This is a genomic window from Fluviicola sp. (assembly GCF_039596395.1).
Taxonomy (GTDB): domain Bacteria; phylum Bacteroidota; class Bacteroidia; order Flavobacteriales_D; family Crocinitomicaceae; genus Fluviicola.
The window spans coordinates 950928-969186 of the sequence record NZ_JBCNJT010000002.1 but is presented as its reverse complement, the minus strand read 5'-3'; the positions used below and the strand labels follow the sequence as shown (position 1 = coordinate 969186).

General features: G+C 44.5%; 11 protein-coding genes. 6 read left to right on the top strand and 5 right to left on the bottom strand.

Going from position 1 to position 18259, the window contains the following annotated elements:
• Positions 1 to 173: 173 nt before the first annotated feature.
• The 5 genes from ABDW02_RS13105 (at position 174) to ABDW02_RS13085 (ending at position 7649) form a co-directional block, all read left to right on the top strand.
• Positions 174 to 3569 (top strand): T9SS type A sorting domain-containing protein, encoded by a 3396-nt coding sequence (locus tag ABDW02_RS13105; RefSeq protein ID WP_343635106.1) that lies wholly within the window; start codon positions 174 to 176, stop codon positions 3567 to 3569.
• Positions 3570 to 3690: 121 nt separating this feature from the next.
• On the top strand, positions 3691 to 5016 hold the full coding sequence (locus ABDW02_RS13100; protein ID WP_343635104.1) for a PhoH family protein: 1326 nt from the start codon (positions 3691 to 3693) through the stop codon (positions 5014 to 5016).
• Positions 5017 to 5054: 38 nt separating this feature from the next.
• Positions 5055 to 5660, top strand: a complete 606-nt coding sequence (locus tag ABDW02_RS13095; protein WP_343635102.1) for a hypothetical protein — start codon at positions 5055 to 5057, stop codon at positions 5658 to 5660.
• A gap of 97 nt (positions 5661 to 5757) precedes the next feature.
• Positions 5758 to 6459 (top strand): DUF1003 domain-containing protein, encoded by a 702-nt coding sequence (locus ABDW02_RS13090; protein WP_343635100.1) that lies wholly within the window; start codon positions 5758 to 5760, stop codon positions 6457 to 6459.
• A complete protein-coding gene (locus tag ABDW02_RS13085) occupies positions 6456 to 7649 on the top strand; it encodes an oxygenase MpaB family protein (protein WP_343635098.1) in 1194 nt (397 codons plus the stop codon). Before ABDW02_RS13090 ends, ABDW02_RS13085 begins: the two co-directional genes overlap by 4 nt.
• 7 nt (positions 7650 to 7656) lie before the next feature.
• Here ABDW02_RS13085 and ABDW02_RS13080 read toward each other — a convergent pair whose 3' ends face one another.
• Positions 7657 to 8055 carry a hypothetical protein gene (locus ABDW02_RS13080; RefSeq protein WP_343635096.1) on the bottom strand — a complete coding sequence of 133 codons (399 nt, stop codon included), beginning with the start codon at positions 8053 to 8055 and terminating at the stop codon, positions 7657 to 7659.
• 42 nt (positions 8056 to 8097) lie between these two features.
• On the opposite strand from ABDW02_RS13080, the gene ABDW02_RS13075 reads away from it, so the two are divergent.
• Positions 8098 to 8319: a hypothetical protein gene (locus ABDW02_RS13075; RefSeq protein ID WP_343635094.1), complete on the top strand. Its 222-nt coding sequence runs from the start codon at positions 8098 to 8100 to the stop codon at positions 8317 to 8319.
• A gap of 181 nt (positions 8320 to 8500) precedes the next feature.
• On the opposite strand, the gene ABDW02_RS13070 is transcribed toward ABDW02_RS13075, so the two are convergent.
• From ABDW02_RS13070 to metG, 4 genes are all read right to left on the bottom strand, one after another.
• A complete protein-coding gene (locus ABDW02_RS13070) occupies positions 8501 to 9667 on the bottom strand; it encodes a T9SS type A sorting domain-containing protein (protein WP_343635092.1) in 1167 nt (388 codons plus the stop codon).
• Positions 9664 to 15333 carry a hypothetical protein gene (locus tag ABDW02_RS13065; protein WP_343635090.1) on the bottom strand — a complete coding sequence of 1890 codons (5670 nt, stop codon included), beginning with the start codon at positions 15331 to 15333 and terminating at the stop codon, positions 9664 to 9666. Before ABDW02_RS13065 ends, ABDW02_RS13070 begins: the two co-directional genes overlap by 4 nt.
• A 189-nt stretch (positions 15334 to 15522) precedes the next feature.
• Positions 15523 to 15945, bottom strand: coding sequence for a hypothetical protein (locus ABDW02_RS13060; RefSeq protein WP_343635088.1), 423 nt, complete (start codon positions 15943 to 15945; stop codon positions 15523 to 15525).
• 202 nt (positions 15946 to 16147) lie between these two features.
• A complete protein-coding gene (metG, locus tag ABDW02_RS13055; protein ID WP_343635086.1) occupies positions 16148 to 18205 on the bottom strand; it encodes a methionine--tRNA ligase in 2058 nt (685 codons plus the stop codon).
• Positions 18206 to 18259: the final 54 nt, after the last annotated feature.

Sequence of the window (18259 nt, the reverse complement as noted above, 5' to 3'; positions counted from 1 at the left end):
CTATATGGTTTTAGTACATAAGAGAGTCTGCCTTGGCAGGCTCTTTTTTTTACCATCCATTTGCAGAAAGACCGAAAACACTCAAAGAAAATTACTAGACACGAGTCTCCATAAACCTCCAAGGTATATTTGCATACCTTTGCTCCTTGTGAATTGCTAACATCAAAGTACTTATGAAAAAACTACTTACGCTATTCGTCCTGCTTGTTTCAACGGTTTCCTTTTCACAGGGTTGGAACTTCATAGGAAGTAATCTCGGTATCGCAAATGCTACAGAAGTCGATATTGAAACTACTCCGGGCGGAAATCTATACGCTGCCGCTCTTAGCGGCGGAGTTGTTACCGTATACAAATGGAGCCCTGTAACCGCTCAGTGGGTATCCATGTCGGGAGCTACTATTCCCGGAACATCATCCGGACTGGATTTACTGGTAATCGGGGAAACAACACCTGTTTTTGCCGTAAAATCAAACCAGGGAGCTTTACCAAGCCAATTCCTGTACATTTACAAATTCAATGGAACATCCTGGATTTTCCAAACCATGGGGCCCGGAGGTTACAATACCGTGAATTACAACCACAACTACTCCTTAAAAGTAAATTCCACGAACCAGCTGATCCTGACATTTTACAATGAAAACGAACAGGCAACCGGCTATTCTCCGGATGATGCATTGATGACCGTGAATATGGGAAGTCAAACAGTATTGGGTGGAGCGAGTGCCAACCTGGAACAAACGGATATGACAGGTATTCTTGCTTCTCATGTAGACGGAAATACCGCTTACGTAATCCATGAAGAAGCAGACATGTCAAACTATATTCCGTTCGACATTTCCGTGAACGGTGGTGTTTATACCAACAACACCATTGACAACTCCGACGGGGCCTCTAAAATGCTGATCGACAAAAATAACGGCGCTTCTGCTATCAGTTCAGTCTGGGCAGTTCCCTATTCTGCTTTCCCGTTGAAATTCCGCGCCTACAATCCCACAACATCGGCATTCGGGACACAGGTAAACGTCAGTACCGGATCCAATGTGGCAGATTTTGATTTCGACACCCAAAACAACGATGCATTCGTATTCTATAAAACAACTTCCTGCTTCTTTAAAAAAGTAAGCTCTGTGATGGCAGCTACACCAACCATCAGTACCATTTCTTCCGGATCCGGCTTTGTTCCTTCCACGGCAACCTGCCTGAGAACAGAAGTAAACAACGGTGTTTACGTCATCGCTTATGTGGACGGAGGTAAATTCTATGTCAAAGAATACAATATCCTGGCAAACATTGAAGATTACGATTTGTTCGCTATGTGTGAATCTTCCGTTTTCAATAACTCTGCAAGTAATTCCGTTTACTGCCTGGATCCGAATTTCAGTCACCAGGGCTTAACAATGACCTGTGTTTCTCAGAACGTGGGAATTATTCCGAACTCTGCAATCACTGTATTCCCAACTACCGGAGGTTTAACCTTTTCGCTGAATATCAATAATACGAATGATGTCAGTTCACCGACAATCGTGGATCTTCAGTTTGAGCTATTCGACAATGGAATCTCTTGCGGAACCATGCTGATCCCGATTACCGTCAATCCGAAACCGGTCATTACATTCACCAACCCGGTAAATGCGGTCTGTGAAAACGCAAATCCGATCAACTTAAATAACTGGTCCTCACCAAACGGAGGAACCTGGTCCGGAACGGGTATTACGAACAATACGTTCTACCCTTCCTACCCGACTGTTTCAAACGTAACGATGAATTACACGAAAACCAATCAATTCGGGTGTACAAGCTCAGCGCAGCTTCCGTTTACGATCAATCAAACTCCGGATCTGAGTGTTACAACAGGTTCCTCGAACTGTAATCAAAGTACGGGAAGTGCTTCGGTAGCCATCACCAACGGGCAATCGCCATATTCCATCTACTGGAGTAACGGTTCTACCATTTCCAGTGCTTCCGATCTGGCTCCGGGGCAATACCTTGTTTCCGTTACGGATGCAAACGGGTGTTTATCCACTTCTACTGCAATGGTTGGGTCGAACGGAATTTCCCAAACAGGAGTTCCTGTGGGAGCATCTTGCTACGGCACCAATAATGGTGCTATCAACGTAACGGTTTCAAACGGAACTGCTCCTTTAACTTATGCATGGTCAAACGGTGCAACCAGCGAAGACATCACAGGTTTGGCCGGCGGACCTTACGAATTGACTATTACCGACGCTGTGGGATGTGTTTCTACGGCAACATATACCGTTCAGGAACCGCAACAAATCATGTTGAACCAAATGACCGTTACCCAGCCGTCATGTTCCACAACAAACGGACAAGTAGTTGCTACTTTCAACGGTGGAACAACTCCTTTCACCTATGCATGGGAAGACGCACAGGGAAACAGCATAGGAACCAACAGTGCAACGCTGGCAAGCATCGGTGCCGGAACTTATACGTGTAACATTACCGATGCAAACGGGTGTTCATTCACTTCGTCAGCTATGGTTTCCAATAATTTCGGACCGACCCTGGCAATTGATACCATTATTCCTTCTTCCTGTTCAGGTGACGGACAAATCCAGTTGACGGTTATTTCCGGGAACCCGACAGATTACCTGTGGACCAACGGTGCAACGACACCCAATATCACGAACCTGAATCCCGGTTTCTATTCCGTTTCTGTAACTGGTGCAAGCGGATGTATTACCGTATTGGGCGGAACGGTAGAATCTACTTTACCGGATCCGATCGAGATTTGTATGGTTACCGTTGATTCCACTACGAATACCAACCTGGTAGTTTGGGAAAAACCAATCACCACAGGGATTGACCACTTCAATATTTATCGTGAAACTTCCCAGGCCGGTCTGTATCAATTAGTAGGCTCCGTGCTTTATTCCGATGAATCCATTTACAACGATTTGGTGGCATCACCGAATGTGCGTTCCTGGAGATACAAGATTTCCTCGGTGGATGCTTGCGGAAATGAATCCGAATTGAGCCAGACCCATAAAACGATCCATTTAGTGATCAGCCACGGGTTGGGGAATGATATCAACCTGTTCTGGGACAGCTACGAAGGCTTCAACTATTCGAATTTCATCGTGAGAAAACATACAGATGCCGCAGGATGGACAACCATTCAAACCATGCCGAATAACTTGTTTACGTTCACAGATCAGGCTTTGGATACAGACGGATTGTTCTACGAAGTTACCGTTGCGGCTCCGAGTTTGTGCTCCACGACAAAAGTGGCCCAGGACTTCAACACAACGAGATCAAACCGCGATAACCGCCTTTCAACAGGACAACCGAATTCCGTTTCTGAATTGCTGAACCAGGTGGTGGATATCTATCCGAATCCGGCCAATACTTTCCTCAATATTGACAATGGTTCCAGCCAAACGATCGAAGCACATATCCTGGATCAAACAGGCAGAGTGATTTCTTCGACAACACTTGTGCCGGGTCAAACTAAAATGGACTGTGGAAAACTAGCAGCAGGAGTCTACAACATCGAATTGCAATCACTGGGCGCTAAAACACTGAAGCGCTTTGTGATAGAAAGATAAAGAGAACATTAAAAGGGAGTTAAAAGCTCCCTTTTTTAATCACATATCTTTGTCAATAAGTTTGATTGTTTTTGCGTGTAACAGGTTTGCGAAAGAAGTACTTTAATAGAAATACTTCAGCATGGCTAAAAAGAACAAACTATTCGTATTAGATACTTCTGTACTATTACACGACCACGATGCGATCATGCACTTTGAAAGACATGACGTCGCCATTCCGATTACCGTTTTGGAAGAATTGGACAAGTTCAAGATTGGAAATGACACCAAAAATTTCTCAGCCCGTGAAGTAATTCGTTTCATTGATAAAATATCAGCAAACGGAGGTTTACAACAGTGGATCAACCTGGGACCGAATTTAGGGTCATTTAAAGTCCTTCTCGACTCACAACCGAAAGGTGTGGATGCAGAAGCGGTTTATGGTGTTGGAAAGAATGACCACAAGATCATCAATGCAACCCTTGCAGTGAAAGAACAGGAACCCAAAAAGGAAGTGATCCTGGTTACAAAGGACATCAACCTGCGCATCAAGGCAAAAGCGCTTGGAATTCTTGCGGAAGATTATGAAACGGGCAAAGTCCATTCACACGAATTGACCCAAACTTCCAGTTCCACCATTGAAGGCATCGAATCGGAAACGATCAAACAACTCTTCCTGAAAGGAACAATTGACGAAGAAGGTATTTTGGGAAATCAGAAAGTAGCCAACGGATATTACATCCTGAAAAACGGGAAAAGCTCCGGTTTGGCCTATTTCGATCCGCATACGGACACCCTTCAGCGCGTGGAGAAAGAATATACTTCCGGGATCAAGCCCAAAAATGCAGAACAGGCATTTGCCATCAACGCACTGATGAATAATAACATCAAATTAGTTGCCCTGCAGGGTGTAGCCGGAACCGGGAAAACATTGCTTGCTCTGGCGGCGGCGTTGGAACAGCATAAACTCTTCCAGCAGATCATTCTGGCACGGCCGCTTGTCCCGTTATCCAACAAGGAAATCGGTTTCCTTCCGGGTGATGCCAAAGACAAGATCGGCCCGTACATGGAACCATTGTGGGACAACCTGAAGTTCATCAAATCGCAATTCGGTGAAAACGAGAAGCGCCACAAACACATTGTTGAAATGGAAGAAAGTGGCCGCATCCTGATTACTCCGCTTGCTTTCATCCGTGGTAGAAGCTTGTCCAACATCCTGTTCATTGTAGATGAAGCGCAAAACTTAACTCCGCATGAAGTAAAAACGATCATTACCCGTGCAGGCGAAGGAACGAAAATCGTGTTTACAGGAGATGTGCACCAGATCGATACGCCTTACCTGGATGAAAACAGTAACGGGCTTGCATACCTCATCGACCGCCTGAAAGGTCAAAACCTGTTTGCACACGTTCGTCTGGAAAAAGGAGAACGGTCCGAGCTGGCAAACCTCGCAAATGATTTGTTATAAACGAATAAAAATGTAATTTAACATCCTAAAAATCAATTATGAAAAAACTTAGTTTAGGACTATTATTTATTGCCGGCTTTGGGTTAACGTCCCTGGCTCAGAAAATTCGCACCGAATCAGGAGACCTTTCCTTTTTGAAAGGACAAACAGAATTGAACGTGAAATACGATTTCTCGGATTTCCAGGTTGGAGGTTTTTCCAGTGAAGGCGATTACAAGAAAAAGAAAATCAAAGAATACAACGAAAAGGAAGCAGGAAGAGGCGATACCTGGGAAAAATCCTGGGAACGCGATAAAAAAGAACGTTTCCCGAACAAATTCGAGGAATTGTTTGACAAAGGTTTAACCGGAAAAATTCACGCTGCTCAAAACAACAGCAAAGCAACTTACACCTTGATCGTTAAAACAACGTTCATTGAACCGGGGTTCAATATCGGTGTGGCACGCAGAAATGCAGCAGTTGCGTTCGAATACATCTTTATCGAGGGTGACGATGAATCAAAAGTAATGGCCAAATTGAAACAGCCGGATGTACCCGGGTCACAATTCGGAGGTTATGATTACGATACAGGCGCACGTATTTCCGAATCCTATGCGAAAGGTGCAAAAATGCTTGCAGCATATATGCTTAAAAGCATCAAGTAATCTGTTCTTTTAAATCAAATGCCTTCCGCTCAGTGGAGGGCATTTTTAGTTTAAATCGTTTCTTCTCCGTAAATTTACCGGACAAATTCATACCGATATGGGCACTTTCCGCAGCGATTTATCCAAAACAGATTTCCCGATTTCCGAACGCATTTCCGCAAAAACTATCCGCGGTTCTATTTTGGAATTGATCCAAAAGGAAAACCCCGATTTCGACGAAAGCTGCCATTTATCGATCGGTGAACTGAACAATTACCGGGAAAAATACCTTACCGATATGATGCAGGCGCAATTGGGCGAACTATCCGACCTGGACAAAACAGTTCTGAACTCGCTCAATGAGAAAAAACTGCTTTCCGACCAATTGGAAGACCAGGGGCCGGCCGATACTTTTGGTCAACGCGTGGCAGACCGGGTAGCAAGCTTTGGAGGAAGCTGGACTTTCATTATTTCTTTCATGTCCTTTTTACTGGCCTGGATCGGTTTCAACGCTTTTTTCCTGCTCAACAAAGGATTTGATCCCTATCCTTTCATTCTCCTGAACCTGATTTTATCTTGTTTGGCAGCCCTTCAGGCCCCGGTAATTATGATGAGCCAGAACAGGCAGGAAGAAAAGGACCGTGAACGTGCCAAAAAAGATTACATGATCAACCTGAAATCTGAAGTGGAAATCCGCTTGCTGCACGATAAAATCGATCACCTCATCATTCACCAGCAGCAGGAATTACTGGAAATGCAAAAGATCCAGCTGGATACCCTGAAAGACATGCTGATCAAACACAAAGAAGGAAAGGAATGATACCAACCCGCTTCTATTATCCTTCTCCGGGGTTTTCCATTTACTGGGAAAAAGGTAACGGAAAAAAACTGGCCGAAAAAATGACCGGAGCTTTTCCTGAAAAAGCAGCAATCGAACACCTCGTTCCGCGTTTGTTTGAAACAGACGAACTGGCAGACCGGGTTATCCGGGAAGTTTACCAGGTACATGGCTTCAAACAGGCAGACCAATGGATCAATCAACTGCTCGACGGTGAAACACCCGATAATGTTCCGGAATCATTGCAAACCATTATCCGTCAAATTACCCGCAGGCCAGACTGGTTAAATGACGAGTTGCTGGAACAGGGAGCATCCCTTTGCAGAAGATCCGGTTCACTCGGGTTAATGGTCCTGCGCAATTACTGCCTGATGGGCGGATATGAATCGTCGGCAATTAACAAACCGCTTGTTTTTACCGGGGCATTGAAAAAGGGCGCAGCTAAGCGCTTAACGGAAACTACCGAGTTCTGGGTTCGTATTGTAGGAGAAAATGCCATTACGAGTCCTCAAAACGGCCTGAAAGAATGTTTGAAGATCCGGTTGATGCATGCCTATGCCCGGGTTAGTATCCTGGAAGAAGGAAACTGGCAGGAAGCAAACTGGGGAGCACCGCTCAACCAATGGGACATGCTGGCAACCAACCTGGGGTTTTCCATTATTTTCCTGGACGGCTTGCGAAGACTGGGAATGAAACCAACGGAAGCCGAAATAAAAGGCCTGTTCCACTTCTGGAAATACGTCGGTTACTTACTCGGAACTCCCGAATCTTATTTCCCAGAAACAGAATCCGATGCCATTCGCGCCATTTATGCCTGGACCATTACACAGGCACCCGCAGACGAAGACACACTTGCACTTGCCAAAGCATTGACCCTCGAACCCCTCGACGGACCGTTCCCGGATAAGAATTGGCAAAAGAACCTTGTTTACAAAACGCATTTGGGATACAATTGGTTTTTCCTGGGAAAGAGTTCCTGCCAAACTATGCAACTGCCACAAACAGCCTGGCGCTTCTTCCCTCCTATTCAATCTTTCTTTGTAAGCCTGGGGCAAATCTTCGTTCACCGTTCCGCTAAAAGTTACCGGCGCTCCGTACTACGGAACCGAAAGGCACAAAAGAAAGTAGTCAATGCCTACCTGGAAAGTCACGGGAGGAAAACGATTGCTTGAGAAGGAATCAGCTTTTCAGTCTTCTTACACTCGATAAAACCCAAAGGGTAAAAAATCCCAACAAGAAATTTACAAGTGCCGGAACAAGCAAAATTCGCCCGTCAGAACCTATTTCATGTCCTTCGATCAAATCATTCAACAGGAAAAACACCAGTACCAGGGATGAACTAAAAGAACAGCCAATCAGCAGGATCAAATCCAACAGGCGGTTCTTCAAACGGATTAATCCCAAAAACTGAACGGCATGAATCAGCAGCAACCTGCCTAAAACCAAAAGAGCCGCTACGAAAATCAACACGTTACATTGACTACAGTCTTCTTCCTGAGTAATTAGTCCGCTGATAATGAGTGCTATTGGCGGCAGAAAAGAAGCCAGCAAATAACTAAGGAGGAGTCTGTATTTCATTGGAATGAAATTAATAACTTTCAGCTTCCTAAAAAACACACTATGAAAAAAGTAATCCTTGTTTCAACTGCCATTCTTCTAATCGTTTCAACTTCCTGCACCAAAAAATATTCCTATACCTGCAATTGCAAAACACCCGGAAGCAGCGGTTTTGGAGAACCGGTCGGAGAATCTTATCCGAAGGCCAAAAAAGAAAAAGCAGAAGAAACCTGTGCCGCATTTTCAAACCCGGAACGTACCTGTAGCCCGGTATTCGGCAAATAAGAACTTATCCGGGGTATTTATCCTTCTTTCGCTGACGGATTCTCCATTCCTTCATACGTGTAAATATTATACGGCAAAATGGATTTTGCAATGCGCTGAGCGAGGAAACTGCTTATCAAAACCGGAAGGAATAATACATAACCGTTCGGATGTCCAATTATCTTAAAACCTGTAGAATCGATTACTCAACGATAATCCGTTGAATAGCGCTTTTCTTTTGCCCACTGCAAAGCTCAGCAAAATAGGTCCCAGGCGAAACCGCGACGCGAATCTGGCTGCTTTGTGCAGACAGTTCCTGTACGTACACTTCACGGCCAGTATTATCGGATAAAATCAATTGGGCCTTCTCTTGTAAAGGTTGATCCATATCAAGCGTGAAAGCTCCTTTATTCGGATTTGGTGCTATTTTAAAGTTCGAAAGTGCTAACTCCTCCAGACCCAAACCGATTACGAAAACGGTTACGGTGTCCGTGGAATAAATTCCATTCAGTGTTTGCTCAACCACATAAGTAGTTGTCACCTGTGGCGAAACGTACAATCCTCCGGTGTTAGAAGCTATAGGAGTTCCATCAAGTTTCGACCAAAATCCCGGCAAATTACTGATTTTCTGACCTATAAATACCGAGTCCTCAATATAGATCGTTTGGTCCGGTCCTGCATAAGCAGGAATCCCTCCGGTTAGGCTGTCAAGCGGAATTACGGAAACATTATCAATAAAATAATAGGCCTGCCAGGCTGGATTTCCCGGAAACAAATGGCCTGGCGTTGTTGCTGTATCCGAATGAAAATTTCCGATTGTTAAGAACAGTTCACTCCCCGTTGCCTCATACAAACCACTTATTCTTACCCAGTTAACCGTATCTTCGATGATTTCGTTATTGAAATTCAAAACATGGGTTTCCACATTGAAATAAAGGGTGTTAGCAGCATGCAATGCAGTGTCACTGAAATTTACTCCCAGGTTATCAGCTGTAGAATGAGACAACCCTTCCGAGAGACTCGCATAGAATGAAACGTAATACAACTTGTTCGCAATCAATGTGTCCAGTAGTTCACATGAAACGTACTCCCTCAAGTTGGAAAGTGCAGGATCATAAGCAGATATCCCTATGCATGCTTGTCCGTCCGGGATATTCTGGTCTATAAACTCAGGATAAACAGAAATGCTGTAATAATCAGGTGTAGCGGTGTTAGGATTAAACCAATCATACAGATCAAAATCATAAAAAGATCCGCCACCTCCCGGATTGATCAGGCAATTCTCAAAACTTGGATTCGGGACGAGGTTACTCTGCCCCAGTAAAAACTGGGGCAGCAATAACAACAATATCCATCCGTTTCTTATCATTTCTGCAAGATAACGATTCTGTTTCGATAAAGTTCCATTCCGGATTTGTTCTGAAGTACCACCAAATACGTTCCGGTACTTAGTTTTGTATGGATTTCCGTCTCTGCTTCTGTTTCAGCTAATTCCTGCTCGCAAACAATTTTCCCGTCCATGGAAAGAATACGCATTCTGTCGCCGTTTGAAACCTTCCCTGTCAGATAGAAAGTTCCCCCATTCGGAACAGGGTATAACCCATAGTTCGGAGTATCAGACAGTTCCAATCCGGAAGAAGGTGCGCTCTTATCAAAATAAGACGGGCAAACCTGTGTAAAGACTTCCGCTTCTCTGAAAACTTCATTGTACAATGCACCAGCCAGGTATACGACACCTCCCTGCAAAGCAGGACATCCTTGCGCTATATCAACAATAGCACGCTTGTCATCCTCTGTAAACACCCCGTTTTCATAATTTAGCAATGCCTCGTAATACCGTTTGAAGCTTTCTTCCAGGAGATTTTCAGGAATAACAGCCGAAATGACCTGGGTGGAAGTTACATAATCACCCAGATTAACCATTTTCTCTACCGCCTGGAAAGCACCTGTATTCGTCGGATTAAGATCGGAATAAAAAGTATTTAGTTTACCGGAAGCAGAAATCAATGAAGGATCTTCGTACAGGTAACGGTAACTTTGGTTCTTCACTACTGCTCCCGGGTCAGTTCCGTCGAGAATGTTTGCCAAATCTACAGCTGTTTCCATTCCTGCAACGATATCCACCTGCGGGAAAAAACTGCTTCCGCTAGGTGTGGAGCCTACGGTACAGGCAGTATAGTTCGGCGGACTTGTTACCGCAAAAAGACTCGCAGGTGTCGTTGTTGAATACCAGATTGTTCCGGCAAAATTAGTGGTTGAATTTAACGGAGAATAAGCTCCTGTGAGGGTTCTAACGTACATTTTTGAGTTCAGGGTGCTACTTGTATTCAGAGAAGCATTCTTAAAGCTGCCGTTAGCAGTTCCGGTAGTGCTCCAGTTAGTTCCCAACCAACGGTTATCTGCCGGCACTGTATTGGATCCCTGCTGACCGATAATTCCGTTATTATCCAGTACAAATCCGTATTTCAGGTTTTCCATACTGTTATTGAAAGTCTTGGTCGGGCTACAGTTTCCACTGAAATATAATCCATGATAACCTGTGTTGACGCTGTTGCATCGGATATCGTTTCCAATGGAAAGATCCAGGGCAATCCCATAAAAATTAGTGCTTGATCCTACAAAACCGTTGATCGTATTGTCATAAATCTGACTTGCCGAACTACCCTGAGTACACTGGTTTAATTTGATACCGTAACTCGGGGTCAGCAAAAACGTACCATCTCCGCCAAGCATGATCAAATTGGCATTGACCTGTATATTCAAACGCTTCCAGTTGTCCAGGGTAATCGCTCTTCTGGTAGCCTTAATACTGTTATTGTTCACCCAGATCAATCCTCCGCTGTTCATAATTCCAACCGATTCCTGGATAATGATTGCATCCTGGGTATTAATACCAACCGTTGAACCCAAATCCTTATCAAAAGTGTTGTTCGTAACCTTAATAGTTGCTACTTGCCCGCCAACCGGAACCGAAGACGGAACGATGGAAACTCCCTTCTCAATGTTATAGATCGTATTGTTCGCAATTCCGAAATTATCAAACTTGGCATGGTCTGCATAAATACCGTATTTACCGTTATTCTGACCGGATGCCGGTGGATGCGGCGGTCTGTAACTTCTGATTGTAGTATAAACAACCTGCAGGTCGTTATACTTCTTAACGTCCAGGCCATAGTATAATCCATAAAATCCGTTAGGTTGAGCGGACGTACCGGCAATATCCATTTTGAACCTGCCACCACTGGTGTTTTCAGCAAATACTCCGGTTCCGATACTCGGAGAACTTCCGGCATTAACCATCGAATTGGTAATTGCTGCTGTAAACTGCATCGTGGTATTGATTACCTTGACATTCGAGTTATTGGCATGAATACCCGTTTTCAAATAGTCAAAGACATTGTATTCAGCCAATACAGAGGATCCGATTGTCACCGAATTGTAAGTAATCGGAGAAGTCCCGGTAGTAGTACCTACATTGATTAATTGGATTCCCTTGTTGGAAAACGTCGTGCTTTGTGGTGCTTTCAACGTTGTCACAGGATATCCGGATGGAATATAAGGGTTCAGGAATGCACTGCTGTTTCCGCTTGCTGCTTTTAAATTAGTAGTCAAAGGCCAGCTTGTAGTGGTTGACGCGATATCTCTGCAGGTAAACAAACTATTCTTTACTGTAAACATCGTTCCAGCATTGGCAAAAGCATAACCCTGCACCCGTATACCGATCCCATTCCTGTTAAAGGTCGAATTATTTACCTGAAGCATCACAACACTTTGCTGAGTCGTCACAGGAAGAAAATCTACCGCAACCGCCGCATCTTCGATAAATGGCGTTTTTGTGACTGTTGAGGAAACAATATAAGGCTGCATATTCACTCTTCCGCCCGGCTGAACAACAATTCCGTTCCACATATCCTGACAACCATAAAAATGAGATCCGGTAATATTCAACGTCGCATTCGAAGCAACAGTAATAGTAACGCCCGGCATAATCTTCACCGCATTATTGGTAAAAGTAACGTTTGCCGAAATGGTAATGTTATTGGCAACTCTTAAAGTTGTTCCGGCAGTCGGTGATGTACTGATGTTACCAGATAACAATGTTCCCCCGGTACAATCCGTGCAGGCATTAACCGTAATGGTATTCGTAGCACTGCCGGTACATCCGGTAGTGGTCGATGTTCCGTTAACCGTATAGGTAATAGTAGATGTCGGTGAAGCCGTTACTGAAGCTCCCGTGGTAGCTGATAATCCCGTTGACGGTGACCACGTATAATTATTGGCTCCGCTCGCGGTAAGTAAAACCTGTTGTCCGGAACAAATAGAACTGCTGGCGGGATTTACTGAAATGACCGGAAGGGGAATAGCTGTAACATTCACTGAAGCTGTTGCAATACATCCCTGAGCGTTGGTGGTAGTAAGGTTATAAGTGGTCGTCGCATTGACCGGACCCGTTACAGGATTTCCGCTCAAATTACCCGGATTCCAGTTATAGGAAACCGCTCCGGGACTATTGGCAGTCAGCGTAGTCGACGAACCTGTACAAACATTGGTAGAGGCCGCACTGGCGCTGGCTGTTAACGTTGAATTTACAACTTGAATATCATCGTAAATGGTTAACACGCATCCGTTGTTATTGGTATAAGTATAACTGATCGTATGGGTTCCAACTCCGGCAGCAGATGCACTGAAGCTATAAGTACTTCCACTGGCTGAAACTCCGTTTCCGGCAAAAACACCACCCGGTACCGGCGCATAAAGCATCATGTCTGAAATCGTTTGATTGATACACATCACATTCGGTAAAGTGAGAGATGTTGTTGGTAATACCTCCGTGATATTCACATCATCTATGAAGAAATAAACATATGGCTGACCTGTTAGCGTATTCATATTGGAAGTGTTGATCAAAATGAAATTATTCAAATTTGAACCGCTGTTGTAGGTAAATGTTTGTGTAAACAAATGCCACGCGTTGTCATTCACAATAGAAATAGGCGTTCCCAAAGAAGTTATTGAGCTTGGCCAAACCGTAAACGGACCCGAAATCGGGGCCAGAACAGACGCTGTTCCTCCGAATCTCAATTGCCCGCTTGCACCCGCTGGGAAAACCGGACCAAAACTGGTTCCTTGGTTATTAGCTACTTTCGCACGAAGACTAAGTACATAGGTATGACCCGCAATCAACGGAGAATTCAACATACTCTGGGTACCTTCATTCCAGTGAGGAGTCCCCGAGCCCCCGGAACTACCGATCCCGATAAAAGTATTATTCGGTGTTCCGCTCCAGGTATCCGAGGGGGAAGTGGTGTAAGTGTTACCGGTTGGAATAGTATGCTGGGAAGGTAACCCGTTAGACGGATTCAAACAATTCCGTTGGAAAATATCCGGCGTATTGGTCGCACCCGTCCAGCAATTGCTGGTAACAGCAACCGGTGACATATTATCCATCTGTCCACAGGTAGTGGAGTTCTCAAAAGTTGAATTATTCAGGAAGCTGCAACTCGATGGAGTACAATTTCCGGATTTCACATAAATGTAGATATAGGTAATGTTTCCGCGAACTCCTGAAGCTGAAACAGGAACATACCTTACAATAGCAATCCCGGGTGTGGTTGCTAAATAGCTGAAACTTGTCGCAGATGCAGGACTGGGCGTTCCGTTTCCGTAAAGATCCTGCAAGCAATCATAAGAATTTCCGCCCAAGTCATTGCTAAGAAAACCGGAAATGGGAAGGCTGGAACCCACCGAAACAACATGTTGAAAGACCCCGTTCGGATCAATTCCGTCATTAATTCCAACCACTTGAAGCCCGGGACACACAGATCCTCCGTAATTGTAATTAGTCAGGTTTCCACTGGAGCCATAGGTCGTATTTACTTTATAACCGATGTCACATAATACACTTCGTTCTTCGGGTTTCAGGTACCTTTTCATGTAAGCCGAACCCTGCCCGTTTGCATTTGACATCACGTAATATTGATCGTCCGGATAACTTGGAACAGCTGGAAGGTGGCATAAATCTTCCAAGTGGCTCAAACTGCTCTCATTGGTAAATGTAGCAGGTGTGTATGCAGACTGGTTTACGGATCCCGCAAACTTGATCTGCGTAGAACAGCTGAACGTAGATGGTGCCATTACATTGGTATTCAGCGAAGGATTAAACCCGTAATTGTACATGGAACATCCGCCTGAATTGGTAATCAAAGGAACATTTCCGGCGGTTTTCAGGTATTGATCGTAGCGGGAATAATAATTGAACCCCGTTCCGAACTTGGATGTTCCGTTGGCGGAAATCAGTGAAGCAAAACCGAGTGCATGTGTAATTTCGTGCAAAGCCACCGTATACAGGTCATACAAACCGGTGGCAGTCGGATTTGACAGGTCAAGATGCCAGTTTATGGCCGGATTGTTGAAGTTAAACGCCGCCATCCCATGATAAAAATAGGCAGCTGAACTTGATCCTGCTCCATTACTTGCAATCAAGGGAGATACCACATTGGTATAAGAATCCGTCCCGGAATTAATCGTTTTCCAAATTTCATTATCCGCAATTCCGGAAGCTGAAGGAGCATTGGAAGGAAGCACATAAAAACCGGATGCTAATCCCAAAACACCACTTGTAGCCGCTGGATTCGGGTTGGTGTTGGGATTATAATTAGGTAAAAGTGTATTAATGTTTTTAATCAGGATATTTACCTTAACCGAGGGGTTTGGAGTTTGAATAAAGTTGGAAATATCCGAGAAAACCTGGCAAATGAGATTTCTTCGTGCCATCTCCGTAGTGGAATTCCCTTCCATCCCGCTTCCGGTTTCGAAATACAAATCGAAATAACCGCTGGAACAAAGCATTAAGGCTTTTGGCGGCCCGCCCGGATCTCCATTCCGGATAATTTTTATTTCATCCAGGGAATATTTATTCCCGTTTTGGTCAAATACCCGGTCGAAATTACCTCCGGGAGAAATATTACCCGGTTCAACCTGCGCCTGTATGGCAAAGGAAGCCAAGGCAAAAAAAATAGTGATTAAATGTTTCATCGGCGATCAAATTTGATTGATATGTCAGGTAAATATTGGTAAAAAAAATCTGACAGATCAAACTTAATCGGGAAATTCTTTTCAAAAAGGCCGAAAAATAATTAAATGTAACTAGAGATAAATCGTGTGGTTCCAAAAATTCTTCAAAAAAAACACGAGCAAACACCTCTAAAGATTCACATAGTGAAGTTACTGAATATCTGCATTTGTAATTCCAATCTGGCATTCGCAGTCACCTCCGCCTCCAAGTTCTTTATTCTTGGTAAAATAGTTCCAGTTGGATCTGTCAGTCAAATCAAGAGTCAGATGCAGGCTGTTATTTCCCACTACGATAGCCTGGAGTGTATCCGCGAAGGCGCTGCACGATTTGTAATCTTTTAGCCCGCTTATTTGCCTCATGTCGAAAATCGCTGTCCGGCTGTGCTTTCCCACGAAAATAGAATCAGACACGTATCCGACAATATCTGCTGATGTATTCCGTGAAATAATAATCAGGTCGTAGTCGGAATTATTGATGATCAGTTTCCGATGCTGCGTTGACTGATCACAAGCACAGAAAATCATAGAAAATGAAAGGAGTCCGGTGAACAGCAGTGATTTATAGTTCTTCATAAAACGTATTTCTCCCGCTAAAAATAGCGCAAGCAACCGGCACGATAAAATTTTCGCTATCAACCATTTGGTTACTTTTTTGGAAATGTTCCCGTTCTAATTTAGAGTATGACGACCTGAACAGCAATATAATCAGAAAGGTGAATAATTACAAACTCATTCACCTTTCAATATCTGCGAAATCAGCGTGATCTGCGGGAATTTAACGGATTTCTCCGCCGGCCTCAAATCCCTTTTCCGGGATCATGAAACTCAGTTTTCCTTCTTCATTTTCTGCCATTAAGATCATTCCCTGCGATTCTACTCCGCGGATCTTTCTTGGTGCCAGGTTCATCAGCACAGCAACTGTTTTACCTACTACTTCTTCCGGCGTATAATGTTCTGCTATTCCGGATACAATGGTACGTGTATCGATTCCCGTGTTTACTGTCAACTGCAATAATTTGTCTGCCTTCGGAACACGGATCGCTTCCGTGATCGTTCCCAAACGGATGTCCATTTTGGTAAAATCATCGAAAGAGGTTTCTTCCTTCTGCGGAGGGAAATTTGTAGCGGCAGCGGGCTGGGAAGCATGCAAATATTCCACTTCCTTCGCTACGAATTCGTCGTCGATCTTTTGGAACAAAATAGTCGGCGCATTTGTCTGATCTCCTGCGTTTAATAAAATTTCTCCTGCTTTATCCCACGATTGTGGCTGCGTTCCGACAAACCCACGGATCTTTGCAGCTGTTTCCGGTAAGAACGGGTCCAGCACCAAGCCTAAGTTGGCTGTGATCTGCAAAGCAATATTCATAATCGTTTCCACACGCTTCGGATCGGTTTTCACCAATTTCCACGGTTCGTTATCTGCCAGGTACTTATTCCCGATACGCGCCAGCATCATTGCTTCCGCCTGTGCATCACGCAGTTTGTACTGGTAAACCAAGTCTGCAATACGCTGCGGAATTGCTTTCATATCAGTCAAAACCTGCTGGTCTTCGGCTGTCAGTTCACCGCACACAGGAACTTTTCCTTCGTAGTATTTTTGCGTCAGTACCAATGCGCGATTGATGAAATTCCCGAGAATATCGGCCAATTCATTGTTTACACGTGCCTGGTATTCTTTCCAGGTAAATTCGGCATCCTTCGTTTCCGGGGCAATGCAGGTCAGCGTATATTTCAACTCATCGATCTTATCCGGGTATCTTTCCAGATACTCGTGCAGCCAAACAGCCCAGTTGCGGGAAGTAGAGAATTTATCTCCTTCCAGGTTCAGAAACTCGTAAGCCGGTACGTTGTCCGGTAAAATGAACCCGCCGTGATCCTTTAACAGGATCGGGAAAATGATGGCATGGAACACAATGTTGTCCTTCCCGATGAAATGTACCAGTTTGCGCTCTTCGTTGCACCAGTAATCTTTCCAGTCTTTTCCATTGTCCAAAGCCCATTGCTTGGTAGCGGAAATATACCCTATAGGCGCGTCCAGCCACACATACAATACTTTTCCGTCGGCACCCGGAAGCGGAACAGGAACTCCCCAATCCAAATCGCGGGTCATGGCACGCGGGTGCAAACCACCGTCGATCCAGGACATGCACTGGCCGATTACCTGGTTTCTCCACGTTTTCGGGTCGTGTTGTTTCTTACCATCCAGGATTCCTTCTTTGATCCACGGACGCAGCCATTCTTCATGACGGTCCATCGGCAGGAACCAATGGGAAGTTGTTCGCAATACCGGCGATTTCCCGCTCAGGGTAGAAACCGGGTTTTTCAAATCCGTAGGGCTCAAATCCGAACCGCATTTCTCACATTGGTCTCCGTAAGCATTCGGGTTCCCGCAATTCGGACATTCCCCGGTAATGTATCTGTCAGCTAAAAATTGCTGGTATTCTTCGTCGTAATATTGTTCGGTTGTTTCCTCAATGAATTTCCCGTTTTTCTCCAGCACCTTGAAGAAATCCTGAGCCGTTTCGATGTGGATCTGCTCGGAAGTACGGTGGAAAATATCGAATGAAATATTAAACTGTTTGAATGAATCACCGATAATTTTGTTGTACTTGTCTACGATCTCACGAGGCGTAATTCCTTCCTTCTTGGCACGCAAAGTGATTGCAGCACCGTGCTCATCCGATCCGCAGATAAATGCCACATCGTGTCCGTTGGTGCGCAGGAAACGCACAAAAATATCAGCAGGCAGGTAAACACCGGCAACGTGTCCTAAATGAAGGGGTCCGTTCGCATATGGGAGCGCAGCTGTTACAGTAAATTTGGATTTGTTCATACAACAAAGATAAGTTTTTGCATGTGAAGACCGACTTACATACGGATTTTAGCA